The following is an 18,280-nucleotide window of genomic DNA, read 5'->3' as shown; positions in this document are numbered from 1 at the left end:
AATTATAACAATTATAATATGGAGTGAAGAACCTCTGTTTTTAGCATACACAACAATCTTTAAGATTTTACAAAGTCACTCCTTTTAAAATTAACAATTTTATTTCCCCCTAGAATTATTAATCATTATAATCTAATGTCGAAAGCAGTACTCTCTTTGACGTATGTAATATCATGTTGTCGATAAAATCTTTTCTTGTTTTTGTGAGCCTTTGCCTTTGTGTTCACGCAGAAGAAGCATCTGAATCCACACAGCCCCTCCAAGTTGTCCGTGTGACACCAGAAGGGGAAAACATTCCTGAAACTGGGCAGATTGTCATAGAATTTGATCGGCCTATGGCTAAATTGGGTCAGATCCCTACCGTAGCAGAGATAGGAGTTTCAATTACCCCCGAGCTGAAGGGACAATGGCAGTGGATTAATGAGAAGACGCTGGTCTTGAATGTTCAGGCGGAAAACTGTCTTAAAAAGGCGGAAAAATACACGGTTATCATTAAGCCAGGAGTGAAAGCCTTAGATGGTTCTTTCTTAGAAAAAGAAGTCAAACACGAATTTACCACAAAACTTCCTTCATTAACTTCATTAGATTTGCGCACTTGGAAGTCACCGACGCATCCCGCAATTGGGGTATCATTTAATATGCCAGTGACCAGGGAATCCATTGAGGCCCATCTTTATTTTGCTATAAAAGACAATTCTAAAGGCCGTGTTGCTGTTAAAGCAACTCCCGATCATCCCGAGAGGGATAAGGAGGACCAAAAAACCAATTTAAAAGAAATACGCAATTGGTTGATTGAGCCAGTAGAAGAACTGAATTCACATACGCATTATGAATTACGTATTGAACCTGGCATTAAAGCGATTGAAGGAAGCGAAGAGGGCCGTGAAAATGAGAAAAAGATATACTTTACGACCTTTGATACCTTTAAATTTATTGGTTTTAGCTGCCGCTTAAATAATCAAAGTCGGCAGAGCGAGCCTATTTTATTTACCGAAAAGAATCCACAAAAAGATGATCAGCGTTGTAATCCGCAAGAACAGATCAGTCTTGTTTTCACTTCACCCGTTTTACGCTCTATTGCGAAAAAGAATATTGATATTAAACCAGATCCAACAGCCGGTAAAAAAGATACTAATGTTTGGGGAGAGTGGGGTAACTATTCTAGGCTCAGCTATAAAGCTACGTCAGATAGAAACTATAATGTCGTGCTTCCCATGGGCCTTAAAGCTGCCACTGACTATACCTTTTCCGTTGATGGAGGTGAGAAGTCTTGGTGGCAGCGTCTTTATCGAAGCGTCCAAAAACGGATAGGAAAAACGCCTGATCCTGGCTTTGTTGATGAGTTTGGTCGGCCGCTTGCGTCACCATTTTCTGTGACAATCAAACTAGATGATCGCAAGCCAAACTTCGTTCTTCCAAGCCGCACTGTGATTTTGGAAAAACAAGTAGATAGCGATGCGCCGCTTTACGTCAATAATTTGAAATCAGCTACCTTTAGCTATAAATCCCTCACGACTAGTGATGTTCTGGATCAACAAACAAAGACGTACCAAATTCCGGAAGCAAAGAATATTCAGTATGCCATTCCCTTTAAAATTCGTGAGATGCTGAACAATAAATCAGGTGTTATATATGGCAATATTACAACGGATCCTGAAGTTGCCAACAACGAGTATGATAAAGAAGCACGCATTTTCTTTGCTGAAGTAACGCCTTATCAAGTCCAAATCAAAATTGGTCATTATAATACCGTCGTCTGGGTCACAGATATGGCCACGGGTGAGGTTGTGAAGGGCGCAAAAGTGACAATCTATCCGTCAACGTTTGATGCTCTTGGACAACCGCAGGATATTTTAAGTACGGGGCTCACCAATGATAATGGTATTGCTTTGCTGGATGGGAGTGAAAAAATTGATCCTAAGCGTCAGTATGCTTTTGTCTGGCGTTGGACAGATCCACGGTTATTTGTTCGTATCGAAAAAGATGACAACATGGCCTTATTACCCGTAATGAATAATTTTGAAATTGATACATACCGTGCCTCAGGAGAAAAATTCTGGTCAAATGCATCCGCGAAATATAGCCATCTATCCAGCTGGGGAACCACAGCTCAAGGAATTTACCGGGCTGGCGACAAAGTTCAATACAAGATTTATGTGCGCAATCAAGATCATGATCACTATGTGGCGCCTCCAAATGGTAGATATATTTTGGAAGTTAAAGACCCCACCTACAAAACCATCTATGAAATTAAAGATGTGGCTTTTAATGAATTCGGAGCGACAAGCGGCGAGTTTGCTTTGGCAAAAAATGCGGCTATTGGCTGGTATACCTTCGAGATGAAAGCCTATATGGATGACATGGTGGAGGATAAATTTGATCCTAAAACTGGGCAAAAGATTGAGCCAGAACCAACATGTCAACTCTCACCAATGCAGATGTTGGTGAGCGAATTTACGCCGTCTCCTTTCAAAGTAACCGTTGATACCAATGGAGAGCAATTCCAGCCACAGCAAAATCTAACTGTGATGATAGCAGCAAAGCTTCATGCAGGTGGCGCTTATTCTGAGGCGGATACAGAAATTGCAGTGATGTTACAGGCGGGTGTATTTGCTTCCAAAAATCCTGCCGTGGAAAATTTCTTCTTTGGTATGATAAATCCTCGAGATCAAGACCTAACGATTGTTAGAAAATCTGGTCGACTTGATGGTAAAGGGGAGTTTGAATTAACCCAGAAGTTGCCAGATCAACCCGTTTTTTATGGTAAATTGCTGATCGAAAGCAAAGTAAAAGACGACCGTGGCAAGTCAGTGGCTGCCAATAAAACAGTGGACTATATCGGCGGGGATCGCCTTGTTGGTTTGAGACAAAAAGAATGGTTATTTGCTGCGAAAAAATCTGCGAAAATTCAGGTAGCTGTCGTTGACAAAAGTGGCAATCCTGCTGCTGGAAATGTGGCTATTACGGTTGAACAAAAAGAGACGACAGCCGCTAAAGTCAAAAGCGCTGGAAATGTCTATAAAACGGATGCGAATACGACATGGCTTCCGGTGGAAAAAGCCTCAATGAAGCTTGAGGCATCCCCTGCAACCTATAGTTTTACGCCTAAGCAAGCAGGTACCTATAAAATAACGGCAAAGACAGCGGATGAAAAGGGCCGGATTCACACGTGCGAGCTTGAAGCGTATGTTACTGGCGAAGATTTTGTTCTGTGGGGCGAAGAAAACGATAGGTTCCTTGCTGTAATTCCCGAAAAAAATGAGTACGACGTTGGCGATACAGCGAAATTTCTTGTCAAAAATCCTTATCCCGGAGCAAAAGCACTCATCACCATTGAAAGACTTGGGGTGATTGATAGTTTTGTCCAAACACTGGATAGCAACTCACCTGTTATTGAAATTCCGATTAAACCTGATTACATTCCTAACTTTTATGTCAGCGTGAATGTGATGTCTCCCCGCGTGAATAGCAAACCTCTGGAGCTAGGGGAATTGGATCTTGCCAAACCAGCGTTCCGTATGGGTTACGCCAAAGTATCTGTCAAAAATGATTATAAAAAAATTAAGGTGACAGCCACTGCGGATAAAGACGTTTACAAACCACAAGAAAAGGTGAAGGTGACGCTACAGGCAGACATCAACCATCCTCGAGATCAGGCAGAACCTATGGAGCTTGCGGTAGTAGTGGTTGATGATTCCGTTTTTGATTTAATTAGTATGGGCCGAAAATACTACGATCCTTATGCTGGTTTTTACCGGGAAGAAGGCTTGGATATGCGTAACTACAGTCTTCTAAATGGACTGGTTGGACGGATGAAATTCGCCAAAAAAGGGGCCACCCCAGGTGGTGATGGAGGGGGTGATCTCAGCATGCGCAATGTCTTTAAATTTGTCACTTATTGGAACCCGTCTTTACCCGTTGATGATAATGGAACTGCTACTATTGAATTTGAGGCACCTGACAACCTGACAGGCTGGCGCATTTTTGCGATTGCCATGACACCAACGGATCGGATGGGAACGGGTGAGGCAACATTTAAGGTTAATCGTCCCACAGAAATACGCCCGGTGATGCCCAATCAAGTTGCCGAAGGTGACCGATTTGAGGCAGGTTTTAGTGTGATGAATCGCACCGATAAAACCCGCAATATGAAAATTGAAATTGTGGCTAATGAAGGGACCAAAACTTTTGATCGAACTGTGACTGTGGAACCTTTTAAACGGGCAACAATTTATACGCCCATTCATATGGCTAACGTGAAAAGCCTTACTGGCGGTAAAATTGATTTTGTTGTAACGGCAGGCGATGAATTGGATCAAGATAAACTAGCCTATAGCGTCCCCGTTAAGCAGTCACAGATTATTGAAACAAAAGCATTTTTTGGCAATATGGATCAAGGTTCAGTGAAGATCCCGGTTAGTGTGCCAGGCAATATCTATCCCGATATTGGGGGGGTGAAAATCGCGCTTTCACCGAGCCTGATTAGTAATATTTCTGGTATCTTTACTTATATGAAAAATTATCCCTACAGTTGCTGGGAGCAAAAAATTTCCCGGGCTGTTATTGCGGCCTCCTATCCTGATTTAAAACGATATCTTGGCAAAGAGGCAGAGTGGCCCGACAATGCTGATTTTGTTAAGGAAATTCTAGAAGATGCGGCATCTTTCCAAGCATCTAATGGGGGAATGGCTTATTATAAAGCGCACGATGAGTATGTTGATCCATTCTTGAGCGCCTTTACCGGCGTCATGTTTGCTTGGCTTAAGCAACAAACTTTTGAGCTTCCAACCTTGACTGAAGACCGCTTGGTGGATTACTTACAAGGCTTATTAAAGAATGATTTTGTTGAAGATTATTACTCACCATCGATGGTTGCAACCACCCGTGCTATAGCATTGGAAGCTCTTTCTTATCGTGGTAAAGTTGTTGTAGTTGACCTTGAGAGATTTATGCCCGAGGTCACAAAAATGAATGCTTATGGTAAGGCAAGTTTTGTTAGAGCTGCGATGAATGTAAGGGGCGCAGAAGCTATTGCTGATAAAATTATTCATGAACTTTTATCCCACTTTAATGAAACAGCAACACAAATCACTTGGGGGGAAGATTTAAATACCTCCGTGAGTCGTATTTTGGATACACCGCTGCGGGAAACTTGCAGTGTTTTGGAAACTTTTGCGCGTTTCAGCCAAACGGAAAACGGTAAGGCTTTGATTGGGGATAAGGCTGCAAAACTTGCCAAAACCATCGTGAGTGCACGTAAAGGAAAAACGCACTTTGAGAACACGCAAGAGAATCTTTATTGTGGGCGGGCGCTGGCAACCTACAGTAAAGTATTTGAGTCAACCTCGCCGCAAATGACGGTTCAGGTTACAAAAGACGGTAAAGAAATGGGTAAAGCAGGATTTGATGGGCTCACCAATCCCACGGTTGAAATCGTGGCTGGTTTTGCGGAAACAGATCCAGGCAAAGAGATAAATATTTCCTTAACCGAAGAGGGAAAGGGGCGTTTACATTATACAGCATCTTTAACCTATGCGCAAAAATTAGACGCTCTTAAAGCTATAAATGCAGGGCTTGAGGTACGACGTGATTATAGCCGCCTGGAGGATAATAAATGGGTTTTGTTAGCGCCTGACACTAAGCTAAAACGGGGTGATTTAATCAGAGTTGGGCTTTATGTGATAACGCCTGCAGACCGTACGTTTGTTGTGGTGAATGATCCCATACCGGGTTGTTTTGAGCCGGTAAATAAAAATCTGGCGACCTCATCTATCATGGATCAACGTAAATTAGATGACAAGCCAGCAGAAGGTTCCTGGTGGTATGAAATAAAAAATTGGGTCGATTTTAATGCCACTCGCTGGGCTTTTTATTTCATGGAAATGCGCCAGGATTCCGTCCGTTTTTATTCCGATTATCTACCGAAAGGAAATTATTATTTAAGCTATGTTGCCCAAGTGATTGCAGATGGTGAGTTTGGAATCTCACCGACAACAGCCGAAGAAATGTATAATCCAGAAACCTATGGACGATTTGAATCGACTAAAATAAGTGTGGCATCTACACACGCCTCGGCCTTGCAAGAAACAAAGTGACGTACTAATATGGAGACTTTCCTCCAATTTTATAATGAAATACTCCTGTAAAAAGTGTCTATCTATTTTAAATTAAAATGGCTGTGTCTTGTAGCCTTTATCGTTTTTGCCTTGAAGACCTATCACGATGTCCAGCCGGTAGAGGAATTGTACCGAGCGGTGATACAAGATGCACAAAATTTGAGAATTACGGATCGTCACGGCCAAGCACTCTTTGTGGATTTTCATCAACGTTGGAATCATCACGACCAACAACCACTTCACAAAATTCCTAATTTTTTACAACAAAGCTTGATATTTTCGGAAGATAAAAACTTTTTTTCACACCATGGGGTTGATTGGCAAGCAAAGGTAAGCGCTCTCTGGCAAAATATCAAAGCCAGACATGTTGTGCGTGGGGCTAGTACCATTACAGAACAGGTTGTGCATCTTTTGACTGCTCGACCACGCACAATATGGTCCAAATGGCTAGAGGTGATTGAGGCCACTTTGCTGGAGCGAAAAGTTTCAAAAAACCATATTTTAGAGTTTTATATAAATCAAGTTCCCTTTGCTTCTAATCGTCATGGCATGATTCAAGCGGCGCGTTATTATTTTGATCGCGATCTTTCCACTTTAACCAAACAAGAAATTTTAGCGCTCATACTTTTGATAAAGGCGCCTTCTAGCTATGATTTAAAAAAATCGGTGACACGGATGGAACAAAAACTTCAACCCTTTGCCCAAAAGCTTGGTACGGCTGGAATTTTATCACCTTCCGAGCAAGAGCAAATTACGACACATTCGCTTACCCTTGAAAAAACAAAAACACCAATCAATGCTACTCATTTTGTGCGTTATTTGCAAAAATATCATCAAACAGATCTGCATCTGCAACGCAATCAAACGATTCGCACAACCCTTGATGCGCCTTTACAAGACTATGCGCAGCGTGTGCTTGATCAGAGGTTGAGATTTTTGAAGCCGCGTCAAGTAAACAATGGATCGGTGTTGGTGTTGGATCATACCTCAGGTGAGGTCCTTGCTTGGGTGGTAGGTGGTGCCAGTCTTGCAAAAGACCAGACCCCAGGAGCCATGATTGATGCCGTGACAGCCCTTCGGCAACCCGGATCAGCCCTCAAGCCATTCGTTTATGCCTTAGCCTTGATAAAAGGATGGAACTCGACGACCATGATTGACGATGCGCCACTCAGTGGTCCGGTTGGCTGCGGCATGCATAAGTTTAAGAACTATAGCAATATTCACTACGGGCCTGTGACAGTACGAGAGGCGTTAGCCAATTCGCTCAATGTTCCAGCAGTAAAGGCGATTCAATACGTGGGAGTGGATTGTTTCTTAGATCTATTGAAAAAACTAGGGTTTACAAAACTGCAGCGCGGCGCTGATATTTACGAAGAAGGGTTAGCTTTAGGGAACGGGGAAGTCAGCCTGTTGGAGTTGGCCCGGGCTTATGCAACTCTGGCCGATAAAGGAGCGACGCAAGAACTGAAATTTTTTCTAAATTATGGTCAACATCATCCCCCAGTTCAAGTTTTTTCCCATGCCGTTGCCTCTATTATTGGCGACATTTTATCGGATCCTTGGGCTCGACGCTTAGAGTTTGGCAATGCCAGTGTGATGAATCTCCCCATTCAAACTGCAGTGAAAACAGGCACATCCTCAGACTACCGAGATGCGTGGATTGTTGGCTATAATCATAAATATGTAGTCGCGACTTGGATGGGAAATCTTGATAATACGCCAATGGATGGTATCACTGGATCTATTGGGCCTGCGCTTACTCTGCGTAGCATTTTTGCCTTCCTCAATCGTTCTGAAGACTCAAGCGGTCTTCCATTAAGTCCTGATCTTATTCAGCGCGATGTCTGTATTAAACGCACTCAAATGGGAGAGTGTATTTGGCATTCAGAGCTTTTATTACCTGACGATATAATAGGCGATGCTTTAATCAAAAGAGAAGGGGAAGAGGTTAAAATTCTCAAACCCACACCGGGTTTAAAGATGGCAATTGATCCCCGTGTGCCCGATGAAAAGCAAAAATTTGAGTTTAAACTAACAAGTCTTTCCGATGGAGACCGCGTTGAATGGATTGTTGATGAAAATTTTGTGGCTACGACCTATCAAGCCACTTATTTGTGGCCATTAATTATAGGAAAACATCGTGTTAAAGCCTGTATCTACAAGGGGGATCAAATAATTTATCAAACGCCAGAGGTGGGGTTTTTGGTAAAATAGGATTGTAAAAAAACTTAAGTGATTTTTGTGAAAATTAACGCTATACTTACCATGACGTTTCGTAGGTAGTTTTAGGTATAAATAATGCAAAATAAAGTTGTCACAGTATTAGGTGGTTCAGGATTCATTGGCCGACATGTGGTGCAACGATTGGCCGCGCAAGGGGCGTTGATTAAGGTTGGCTGCCGCGATATAAATCAAGCCATGCATCTTCTTCCCATGGGAACTGTCGGCCAAATCAAACTTATTCCCACCAATGTACGAGACACTCCAAGTTTACATAACATTATCAAAGGTTCCGATTGCGTCATTAATCTTGTCGGAATTTTGTATGAAAGTGGCAAACAAAGTTTTCAGGCAATTCACGTAGAGGCAGCCCAAAAAATTGCCGAAATCTGTGAGCAAGAGGGTGTCCAAAAACTCCTTCATTTTTCTGCGTTAGGAGCAAAAAAAGAATCGTCTTCTGTTTACGCAAGAACTAAAGCCGAAGGGGAGGTTGCAGTCAGAGCCGCATTTGAGGATGCTATAATTTTTAGGCCGAGCGTAGTTTATGGTGCGGAAGACCGTTTTTTCAACCTTTTTGCTGAAATGGCTACCCTCTCTCCTATTTTGCCGCTTATGAGCGGCGGGCATACAAAATTTCAACCCGTTTTTGTGGGGGATGTGGCTGAAGCTGTGGTAGCAGCGATTTTCTCTGATATTGCCGAAAAAACTTATGAGCTTGGTGGCCCAACTATTTATACTCTTAGACAATTGATACAGTTGTTGCTCAAAACAATTAACCGCTCTAAAATACTCCTTCCTATCCCTCGAATGATGGGATATGGAATTGGTCTCGCTGCCCAACTTTTGCCAAATCCACTTATCACTGTAGATCAAGTGCGTCTGTTAAAATCTGATAATGTGCTAATGAATTCAGAAGCAGGGTTTGCCGCTTTTGGGATTAAACCTAAGGCAATTGAAGCAATTCTGCCCACATATCTGCGGAGATTTCACAAAGATTAGGTATTCCCTTATGGTAACTGTCTGCGACCTTTACTCTTCTCTATGGACGTGTACTGAGAGCGAAACTACTTCGGCTAAAAATGCCTCTCAAACTCATCTTTTACTGAATGTGGAGTGAGAGAAGCTAGCGTATCATAACTATCTGTGGATCAAAAATAAGGACTTTCATGACTGAAAACCCTGTAAAAAGGGAGAGGGTATTATCCCCTTCGACCCTATAAACTTATCTTTATAGAATCTCAGGGGATTTTTATTAAGAACTAATCTTCGCCATGGGATTTTGTATAACCCGCAACGCCGTCAAATTCGTTTAACTTTTCAATATGAGACCAACGGAAATGTGGTTCAACTTTTTCAAGAAGCTGGATAATTTCTGCATCTTTCACATCTTGATGTGATTCTTTGGAGACAAAACGACAACTAAAACAATCAGTTAGATCCGAAGCTGTATTTCCTTCACTTGGATAAACCTTAACACCACGATTAGAAATCATTTTTAATTTCATCTGGCTATTTGCCGCTGCAGCCTCAAGCTCTTTAGCAAACTGAATAACAGGCTTACCTGTCTCGATAAAAAGGTCGATCCCATTAACAACCCGCTTGTGCACGCGGACGAAATCTTGATCGTTGCGAACGTGTGGCAGTTTAATCGGATGATAGTCACGATCTTTATATCCAGGATATGTTTTATCAAGGTTGCGGATGATGGCATCAGTAAATTCGGTAGTGGAAGCTGCTCCTTTATCACCCAAGATATCACGGGTCAAAATTTTATCAACAGCGAGAGTTGTTAATAATGCATTTTCGATCATTTTGGCAGCTTCAAATTCACCCAGATGGCGCAACATCATGACACCTGAAAGCAAAACAGCTGTTGGGTTGATAGAGTTTTTGCCGGCGTACTTAGGGGCAGACCCATGAACTGCTTCAAAAATTGAGAATTTATCGCCGATGTTGGCGCCCGGAGCAAATCCAAGCCCCCCAATCAAAGCCGACCCCAGGTCACTTAAAATATCGCCGTTCATATTGGTTGTCACAATGACGTTAAATTGTTCTGGTTTCTTAACAAGTTGATGGGCACAATTGTCAACAATAATATGATGGGATTCAATATCAGGATATTCTTTAGCAATATCTTCGAAGGTGCGCTTCATCAAACCTTCGGTTTCTTTCATAATATTGGCTTTAGTTGCGCAATGAACGAGTTTACGACCTTCCGATTTGGCAAATTCAAAAGCAAGACGGACAATCTTTTCGCAACCTTTGCGGGAAATCAGCTTTAAACATTGCGCAACACCTGGGCTTTGCATGTGTTCGATGCCAGCATAAAGATCCTCAACGTTTTCACGCACGATCACAATATCAATACCGCGACCGGAATAGGGGGTTTGAACACCTGGAAATTCAGTAATTGGGCGGATATTTCCGTAAGTATCAAACATTTTGCGCAAGGTGACGTTCGCACTTTTCTCACCAAAACCAATCGGCGTTTCAAGTGGGCCTTTGAGAGCAACCTTATTTTTAATAATCGAGTCAACGGTTTCTTTTGGAACGCCTGTCCCTAAGCCCTTTTTAAAAACCTCAGCACCTGCTTCACAAATTTCCCAATCAATCTTAACGCCAGTTGCATCAATAATTTTGCGGGTTGCTGTTGTAACTTCTGGACCAATACCATCACCAGGGATCAAAGATACAGTGTGCTTACGAGACATTCTAAAACTCCGTTACCTAAACTATAATTACTTATGAGTATAGATGTAATTGGGCTTCATAAATAGAAAAATTTAATAAACTTAAAATAGTTTTTTATTCGTAAATTTTTTTGGTGTACAGTTTCTATTAAGTGAAAATTAATCATCTAAGATTACATTAGTAGTATCACCAAATGTAAGCATTAATAGTATGGGGGAATAGTTATGTTAAAAGCGTTATTTTTAGGATTAGCCATTGGTACAATGTCCATGATATCCGTATCGGCTAATGAGACAACCAATCCAATGGGGCCAATGTCATCTGCCAATGATATGCAGCCAAACATGGGTGATACACCAATTGAAAATAGGGCCATGCCAGCCGAGCAAGAATACATGATTGAACACGAAAGTAATGATGACAATGCGGCCATGTCAATACCTGGTAATGATGACATGAACAGCGCTATGAATAATGATATGGCAAATAACGGCGTGGATCCTGAGATATCTCAGATGCCAAATCCAGGCAATTAAGCCTTAATCTCATCGGCTAATTAATAAAAAGGAGAGAATGTATCTCTCTTTTTTGTTATGGACGACTCGCAATTTGGTTTTATCTTTAGAATTACACCCGTTTTGACAGCCATATAGCTGTTTTACAAATAAATTTTACTGTTGCAGTGATCGTCTCATAAGCAGGCGCTTGAAGACCTCCCTCATCAATTGCATGGTCTTTGTGGGCGATTTCTTCTTCACGAATTCTAGCAATTGTTGCTTTTAACTCCCCATTTTGTGCGTCAGATAACTCATCCAGCTGCTTTTGATAATGATCTGCGATCACTTCTTCAACGGCAATGGTACAGGCATGGGCAGCTTTTTCACCAAGAAGAGCGGTTGCTGTGCCCAATAAATAGCCCCCAACATGCCAAATTGGCTGAAAAATGGTGGGAGAAATAGAGTGCTCCACCGCCAATTCATTAAAAACTTTAAGGTGTTCTATCTCTTGGGCTTCCATTTCCTTCAAGGTAGACCGAATTGTGCTGTTTTTAAGAACAGCCAATTGACCAGCATAAATACGAGTAGCTCCATGCTCTCCCGCCTGATTGACACGAATGATGCGATCAATATTAGGCTGGGTGAGCATCTTTTCGGACCGCGTCACTTACGTTCTCCCAAACAATCGCTCAAGGGCGTGTTTATCTAACTTTACAAAGGTAGGGCGGCCGTGATTACATTGGGAAGAAGAAGGTGTGGCCTCCATTTGCCTCAATAATGCATTCATTTCTTCTCCGGAGAGCTTACGCCCGGCCCGAATGCTATTTTTGCAGGCTTTATCTGCCAAAATCTCATGAATCGTCTGTTTCATTGAGAGCGCCGTATCTTGATCTTTCAATTCAGAAACCATGTCGTGGATTAATTGTTTAAGATCAGATTTATTGAGTAACATCGGAATTTCACGAAGCACAAGCCCTGTTTTTCCAGCCACTTCAATGGTAAAACCGAGAGAGTTAAAGTTAGCTAGATGTGGCTGAAGCAGACTCATATGTAACTCAGACAATTCAATAATTTCTGGAATTAACAGAGCCTGACGTTTAATCAGACCACTTGCAAAATCTTGTTTCATCTTTTCATAAACCAGACGTTCATGCGCGGCATGCTGGTCAACAATCACCAGGTGATCTTTTGTTTCAGCAACAATATAGGTCTCATGAATTTGAGCCTTGGCATGCCCGAGGTAGCTGGCATTATCCTGTTCTGCAACCTGGTCCATCTGAGGCTGCGGCATAGCAGCAATAACTGTGGGCGCTTGTAAAGGTGCAAGTAATTGCTCACTAAAAGAATCAAAATCCTGTATTTTTTCTGGAATTGATAGGCGCGCTTGGTTAGGTGAGGAAGACCCAGCGGTGGGTCGAATAAATCCACCGCCATCACGTCGTGGCATGGGAGACGTCGCCGCTGGCACTGAGCTTGGTACTACGGGGGCCGTAAATGCCTGGATAATACCAGAAGACAAAACGGTTGAACTTTGATTTGAGGTGCCTCGCAAGACTTCGCGAATCGCGCTGATCACAAAGCTACGCACTGAATTCGGATCGCGGAATCTGACTTCTGCTTTAGCGGGGTGGACGTTGATGTCGACTTCGTCAGGGGGACAAATCAAGAATAAACATAAGGAAGGATAGCGATTCCCAGCCAATACATCCTGGTAGGCAACTCGAATCGCTGTTGCTAGAAGCTTGTCCTTGACTGGCCGGCCATTGACAAAGAAATATTGGTTGCTGGCAGAGCTATGGTTATAAGTTGGGATGCTGACCCACCCTTTAAGGGTAAGATCCTGACGTTGCGCCCCAATGGGGCAACAGTTAGCGTGAAAATCTTTGCCGAGCACGCCTTCAATACGGTTAATTCCCTTTATAAAGGATAACACGCGACGTTCCCCATCCGTGACAGTGAAGTCAATTTCCGGATTAATAAGGGCTAACCGTTCAATGATATCAACGATGTGGGAAAGTTCTGTTGCGGCTGCTTTAAGGAATTTTAATCGTGCTGGGGTTGCATAAAACAGGTCACGTACCTCAATTTTTGTGCCCACATCGCCGGCTGCTGGCGCCGCTTCAGATTTGGCGCCACCTTCAACCACAAGCTCCCAAGCTGTCTCACTTCCTTGTTGGCGAGAGGTGATTTTGAGGCGACTTACAGACCCGATGGAAGGGAGTGCTTCGCCGCGAAAACCTAAAGTTTGAATGTTAAATAAATCATTATCAGGAATTTTTGATGTTGCATGGCGTTCCACACATAATGCCAAATCTTCGGCTGACATACCACCGCCATTATCAATGATACAAATATAAGTTTTACCACCGTCCCGCAAAATGATATCAATTTTGGTAGCGCCAGCATCGATTGAATTTTCGACTAACTCTTTAATAGCCGAAGCAGGCCGTTCAATGACTTCCCCAGCAGCGATCTGGTTGATTAAGGTTGGATCAAGAAAACGCACCTTCATTGAGATACCTCTTTATTTAAAATAGCCATGTCGTCCTTATGGCGAGGAGCATTACTCCATGGCGATCTCCTTGCAAAACTCTAGGCGATTGCCACGGATTTTTCAAGGGGTCGTAATGAGGAATGAAGAAGCAGGCCATTTCTTATCCCTGTTGCAGATAATGACGAGTAAGGAGTTTACTTTCCTCAACCGCTGGTTGATCGAAAGGATTCACTTCCAGTAAGTGAGCCATAGCCAAGGTTTCAACAACATAGTGCATCATCAAGGCTCCCATCACTTCTTCATCCAGCTTGTTTAGATGCAACACCCGCGTCGGGCAATTATTATTCACAAGCGTGTCAATGGTTGCTTGTTGTTCCGCCTGCATCAATTGGCCCATGGTTTTGCTCTTAAAAATGGTAAGCGTGCTGTGTTCAAAATCATGGTCACCCACCTTAAGTTGATTATCCGAATGCTCCATAGTGACCACAGTGAAAAATTTATCTTTTGGACCATCTAAATAAAGTTGCAGCTGAGAATGTTGATCCACTGTGCCAATGGCGCGGATAGGGGTTGTGCCTTTACCATCTTTGCCGATGCTTTCAGCCCATAATTGTCGATACCACATGGCAAAAACTGCCAATCGATCCACATAAGGCATCAAAACCGATTGATTAATATCATGACTTAATAATGCTTTTTGGAGGAGGGCACCCAACAATGGTTTGCAATCTTCAGGCTCTGTGGTGTTGGAAATTTCATCCAAAACATAACGGGCGCCGGCGCGAATTTTATGAGCATCCAAGCCGCAAATGATAGCAGGAAGCAGCCCAACCAGGCTAAACACAGCAAAACGCCCGCCCACATCCGTCGGATGATCCAAAGTTTGACATTCATGGCGCACCGCCACTTCACGAATTGCATTCTCGTGTGGCTCAGTAATAATCAAAAAATGATTTTTAATTTCAAGCTCTTGTTGTTGCCAGTGCTGTAAACAAACAAGCAATTGCATTAGCGTTTCTGCGGTATTACCAGACTTTGAAATCGCAATCACCTTAGCGGTTTTTGGATCAATTGCCGTAAAAAGCTTGAGGAATGTATCGGGATCCACATTATCATGAAAATGAAGACGCGGTGCCCCTGCGGTGGTCAATGCATAAAGTGATTGCCCCCCCAAGCTTGAGCCACCCGTTCCCAAAATAATGACGTCTTTAAAGTTGCTTTTGATCTCAGCAGCTAGGGACGCAATAGTCGCAATATCATTATCTTGATCAACGAGTTTGAACAGGGGCAATTCACCACGCAATTTTTTTAAGTAATTAAGCGTATTGAGGCCAATATTATTGCTGCTTTTTTGCGCCTGCAAGTTAATAAGTTTTTGATAATACATTTAATTGACTTTCTTATCAGGAAACACAGTAGTTGTAACTGCTGACCCTTTGCCTAAAACCGCTTGAGCGGCCTTATTGACTTGATCTAAGGTAACAGATTGAATATAGCTTGGCCATGATTCAATTGCTTCAATATCAAAGCCAAAAGCAAGCCCAGAAAAAGCCTGAATCGCGCCATCATTGCCATCACGGGCAAACGCAAGGTCAGCTAGAAGATCACGCTTTGCGGCTTTTAACTCGTCCTCAGTCACACCATTTTTCAAAACGTCGGCGATAATTTCGGCAGTTGCTTGCTTTAACTCTTCGAGAGCTCTCGTCGGATTTAAGGTCGCACTCACGGAAAAGTACATCGGATCAAGGCTACGCGCTGTATAGCTGGCATCAGCATCAATACAAACTTTCTTTTCATCGACAAGCACGCGATAAAGACGACTAATTTCATTGCCGCCAAGGATTTGTGCCAAGACTATTAACGGATAATAATGTTCTTTGCCAAGGCTAGTATGATTCGGAGCTCTGTAATTCCAGTCAACATTAGTATAGCTAACACGCGGATTTTGCACGCTTATATTTTGTTCAATGCCAGAAAAATCGGGTTCTTGCACACGCTTTCTCTCTGGAATTGTACCCTTTTTAAGAGGCCCAAAATGTTGTTTGATGATCGGCAAAATCTTTTCCATGGTGACATCCCCAGAAATAACCAAAATCGCATTATTAGGTTTATACCAAGTTTGGTAATGCTGTCTGGCCGCTTCATTGGTATAAGCCTCAATATGGTGGGGATAGCCAATAGGGGGTATGCCATAAGGATGATAGCGATACATAGCGCGCCAAATCACTTCAGTGGCATTCCCCACCGGATTATTGTCCATGCGCATTCGGCGTTCTTCCATGACGACTTTTTTCTCTGCCTTGGTTTCTACCTCATCAAAAATGAGATTCTCCATGCGGTCAGCCTCATACTTAAGGACCTCCGGCAAATGTTCACCGGCAATACTGCAGGTAAAAGCAGTAGCGTCAAAGGAAGTATAGGCATTAATAATCCCACCCTTGCTGGTGATTTTTTTTTAAATTCACCAGTGGGAACATTCTTAGTTCCCTTAAACATTAAATGTTCAAGAAAGTGAGAAAGTCCAACCATTTCAACAGGATCGTCTGCAGTGCCAACCTTATAGTAAATGCTAAGTGAGACAATTGGAGCTAGGTGATTTTCCACAATTACCACTTGCAACCCATTATCTAATGTTGTCGTTTTGGGCTTGTAAATTGCCGCCATTGAAGCGTCACTACTCAAACTTGCCATCATTAAGACTGCCGTAATAAACTTGCTCATTGGGATTCTCCTGCTTTTAATCCTTCTGGTTTCCCAACGACGATAAAACTAAGTTTTTCAGGATTTAATAATTTTTTGGCCACGCGATTGACGTCTTCTAAAGTTACCTTTCGAATTATATCATTGCGTTCGTTAATAAAATTCGGTCTCATCCCATCCAGTTGATGCATGCGCAACATCGCTACAATTTGAGCTGTGCTCCCAAAGGCAAGGGGGTAAGAGCCAATCATTCTTTCTTTGACGAAGCTAAGCTCCGCCGCGGTGACACCCTCTTTTTTAACTTTTTCCCATTGTTCTCTAATAATACTAATAACTTTTTCCACAGAAGCGTTTTGCGTGGCCGTGCTCCCGATGATATAGGCTGTGTGATCATTCCAGGAAAGAGTCGCACTCACCCCATAGGCAAGGCCACGTTTTTCACGGACTTCGTTCCATAATCGTGACTCAAAACCACCATCACCTAAAATTCGCATCAAGACCATGGCGGCGTAAAAATCTGGATCATGTCGACCAATACTCGGCTGGTAGAACAAAATCGCACTTTGCGGAATATCCATTTCTTTGATAAATACGTCGCCTGGTGAGATGGGCTCTAGATTTGCGATGGTCTCAGGCACTGCTTTTTCAGGCAAGTTGGTAAAGGTTGAATCGAGAATTTCGGAGAGTTCTTGTTGATTAATCGCCCCAGCTACCGTCAGCGTCAATTCGTCTTTAGTAAAACGATCAGCCATGTATTTCTTAAGGTCTGCCGGCATGATTGTCATCAAATCACGCAAATTTTCTTCAATAGAATGGCCATAGGGGTGGTTGGGAAAAGCCCTTTTATTCATGAGATCACCACCAATGGCGCGTTCAGAATGGAGAGATTGATTCAGAATTGTCAATAATTGTTGTTTTACACGTTCCATTGGCTCGGACGCAAAACCAGGCTCCGTCAGCATTAGCTCAATAATCCGAAAAGCTTGCTGGATGGAGGTTTTAGGGGCCCTGAATGCAATGATAAAGTCATCGCTTGATTGATCAACACTCAAGTTAATATTGTGTTCCAGAAGATACTTTTTAAAGGTGGCAGAATCATACGGACCGCATCCTTCATTAATGATACCTGAGAGGAAATTAGCAAGCCCAATTTTGTCCTTGGGATCTGATTTACTGCCTGCGTTTTTGAAGCAAATGGAAACACTAAGCACAGGAATATCTTGATTTTCAACCAGCCACACCGCAAGGCCTTTTGCCGTTTTAAAATCAGTCACTTTAATTTGACTTGGCTGAAGGGTTTGATTTTCCTGAACCTGCGCGGGTTTTTGCGTCATAGAGTAAGCCTCTGTCATTCCTGTTGAAATTCCAAGTGCAATTAAAGAAGTTTTTACAAGCATTAATGCTAGACCTTTGGGTAAAGAGTTGATCGTTATACTAAGCGCCGCTCAAAGCCTAGACTCATTATCGCGAACCTTCCTTAGAAGGTATGGCAATCTCCTCGAGCATAAAGCAAAGAGTTGCCACGTTACTTGCGCTTCGCGATAACGAGTCTGAGTGGTAAT

Annotated in this window: 10 protein-coding genes and 1 pseudogene; 4 read left to right on the top strand and 7 right to left on the bottom strand. The window is 42.7% G+C overall.

All coding sequences use genetic code 11. The features are described 5' to 3' along the window. Nucleotides 1-173 precede the first annotated feature (173 nt). The 3 genes from IG80_RS0101385 (at nucleotide 174) to IG80_RS0101375 (ending at nucleotide 9,335) form a co-directional block, all read left to right on the top strand. Nucleotides 174-6,095 carry an Ig-like domain-containing alpha-2-macroglobulin family protein gene (locus IG80_RS0101385; protein ID WP_052045857.1) on the top strand — a complete coding sequence of 1,974 codons (5,922 nt, stop codon included), beginning with the start codon at nucleotides 174-176 and terminating at the stop codon, nucleotides 6,093-6,095. Between the two features lie 54 nt (nucleotides 6,096-6,149). Continuing rightward, entirely contained in the window at nucleotides 6,150-8,330 is a 2,181-nt protein-coding gene (locus IG80_RS0101380; protein ID WP_052045855.1) for a transglycosylase domain-containing protein, read from the top strand. 84 nt (nucleotides 8,331-8,414) lie between these two features. After that, nucleotides 8,415-9,335, top strand: coding sequence for a complex I NDUFA9 subunit family protein (locus tag IG80_RS0101375; RefSeq protein ID WP_032112277.1), 921 nt, complete (start codon nucleotides 8,415-8,417; stop codon nucleotides 9,333-9,335). A 260-nt stretch (nucleotides 9,336-9,595) separates the two neighbouring features. Here the strand turns inward: IG80_RS0101375 and IG80_RS0101370 are convergent, their stop codons facing one another. Next, a complete protein-coding gene (locus tag IG80_RS0101370) occupies nucleotides 9,596-11,047 on the bottom strand; it encodes an NADP-dependent isocitrate dehydrogenase (RefSeq protein WP_032112276.1) in 1,452 nt (483 codons plus the stop codon). 204 nt (nucleotides 11,048-11,251) lie between these two features. On the opposite strand from IG80_RS0101370, the gene IG80_RS0101365 reads away from it, so the two are divergent. Next, nucleotides 11,252-11,563, top strand: coding sequence for a hypothetical protein (locus tag IG80_RS0101365; protein WP_032112275.1), 312 nt, complete (start codon nucleotides 11,252-11,254; stop codon nucleotides 11,561-11,563). A gap of 91 nt (nucleotides 11,564-11,654) precedes the next feature. On the opposite strand, the gene IG80_RS0101360 is transcribed toward IG80_RS0101365, so the two are convergent. The 6 genes and pseudogenes from IG80_RS0101360 to IG80_RS0101340 form a co-directional block, all read right to left on the bottom strand. Next, the gene (locus IG80_RS0101360; RefSeq protein ID WP_232224302.1) at nucleotides 11,655-12,191 is read right to left on the bottom strand and encodes a demethoxyubiquinone hydroxylase family protein; all 537 of its coding nucleotides are present in this window, start codon (nucleotides 12,189-12,191) and stop codon (nucleotides 11,655-11,657) included. Continuing rightward, the gene (gene mutL / locus IG80_RS0101355) at nucleotides 12,192-14,036 is read right to left on the bottom strand and encodes a DNA mismatch repair endonuclease MutL (protein ID WP_032112274.1); all 1,845 of its coding nucleotides are present in this window, start codon (nucleotides 14,034-14,036) and stop codon (nucleotides 12,192-12,194) included. A 142-nt stretch (nucleotides 14,037-14,178) separates the two neighbouring features. Continuing rightward, the gene (locus tag IG80_RS0101350) at nucleotides 14,179-15,405 is read right to left on the bottom strand and encodes a hypothetical protein (RefSeq protein WP_052045853.1); all 1,227 of its coding nucleotides are present in this window, start codon (nucleotides 15,403-15,405) and stop codon (nucleotides 14,179-14,181) included. Then, complete coding sequence (locus IG80_RS12260; protein WP_269517175.1) at nucleotides 15,406-16,446, bottom strand: M16 family metallopeptidase; 1,041 nt, start codon at nucleotides 16,444-16,446, stop codon at nucleotides 15,406-15,408. A 35-nt stretch (nucleotides 16,447-16,481) separates the two neighbouring features. Beyond that, a pseudogene (locus IG80_RS16460) lies at nucleotides 16,482-16,682 on the bottom strand (M16 family metallopeptidase); the annotation flags it as partial. 53 nt (nucleotides 16,683-16,735) lie between these two features. Continuing rightward, complete coding sequence (locus IG80_RS0101340; RefSeq protein ID WP_052045848.1) at nucleotides 16,736-18,115, bottom strand: M16 family metallopeptidase; 1,380 nt, start codon at nucleotides 18,113-18,115, stop codon at nucleotides 16,736-16,738. Between the last annotated feature and the right edge of the window lie 165 nt (nucleotides 18,116-18,280).

The sequence above is a fragment of the Candidatus Paracaedibacter symbiosus genome (assembly GCF_000757605.1).
GTDB lineage: Bacteria > Pseudomonadota > Alphaproteobacteria > Paracaedibacterales > Paracaedibacteraceae > Paracaedibacter_A > Paracaedibacter_A symbiosus.
Note: the sequence above shows the minus strand (reverse complement) of the source record. Positions and strands in the feature narration are given on the sequence as shown.

Coding starts and splice junctions, on each gene's coding strand:
- IG80_RS0101375 (WP_032112277.1), top strand. CDS start 8,415: ATGCAAAATAAAGTTGTCACAGTATTAGGTGGTTCAGGATTCATTGGC.
- IG80_RS0101340 (WP_052045848.1), bottom strand. CDS start 18,115: ATGCTTGTAAAAACTTCTTTAATTGCACTTGGAATTTCAACAGGAATG.
- IG80_RS0101350 (WP_052045853.1), bottom strand. CDS start 15,405: ATGTATTATCAAAAACTTATTAACTTGCAGGCGCAAAAAAGCAGCAAT.
- mutL (WP_032112274.1), bottom strand. CDS start 14,036: ATGAAGGTGCGTTTTCTTGATCCAACCTTAATCAACCAGATCGCTGCT.
- IG80_RS0101385 (WP_052045857.1), top strand. CDS start 174: ATGTTGTCGATAAAATCTTTTCTTGTTTTTGTGAGCCTTTGCCTTTGT.
- IG80_RS0101365 (WP_032112275.1), top strand. CDS start 11,252: ATGTTAAAAGCGTTATTTTTAGGATTAGCCATTGGTACAATGTCCATG.
- IG80_RS0101370 (WP_032112276.1), bottom strand. CDS start 11,047: ATGTCTCGTAAGCACACTGTATCTTTGATCCCTGGTGATGGTATTGGT.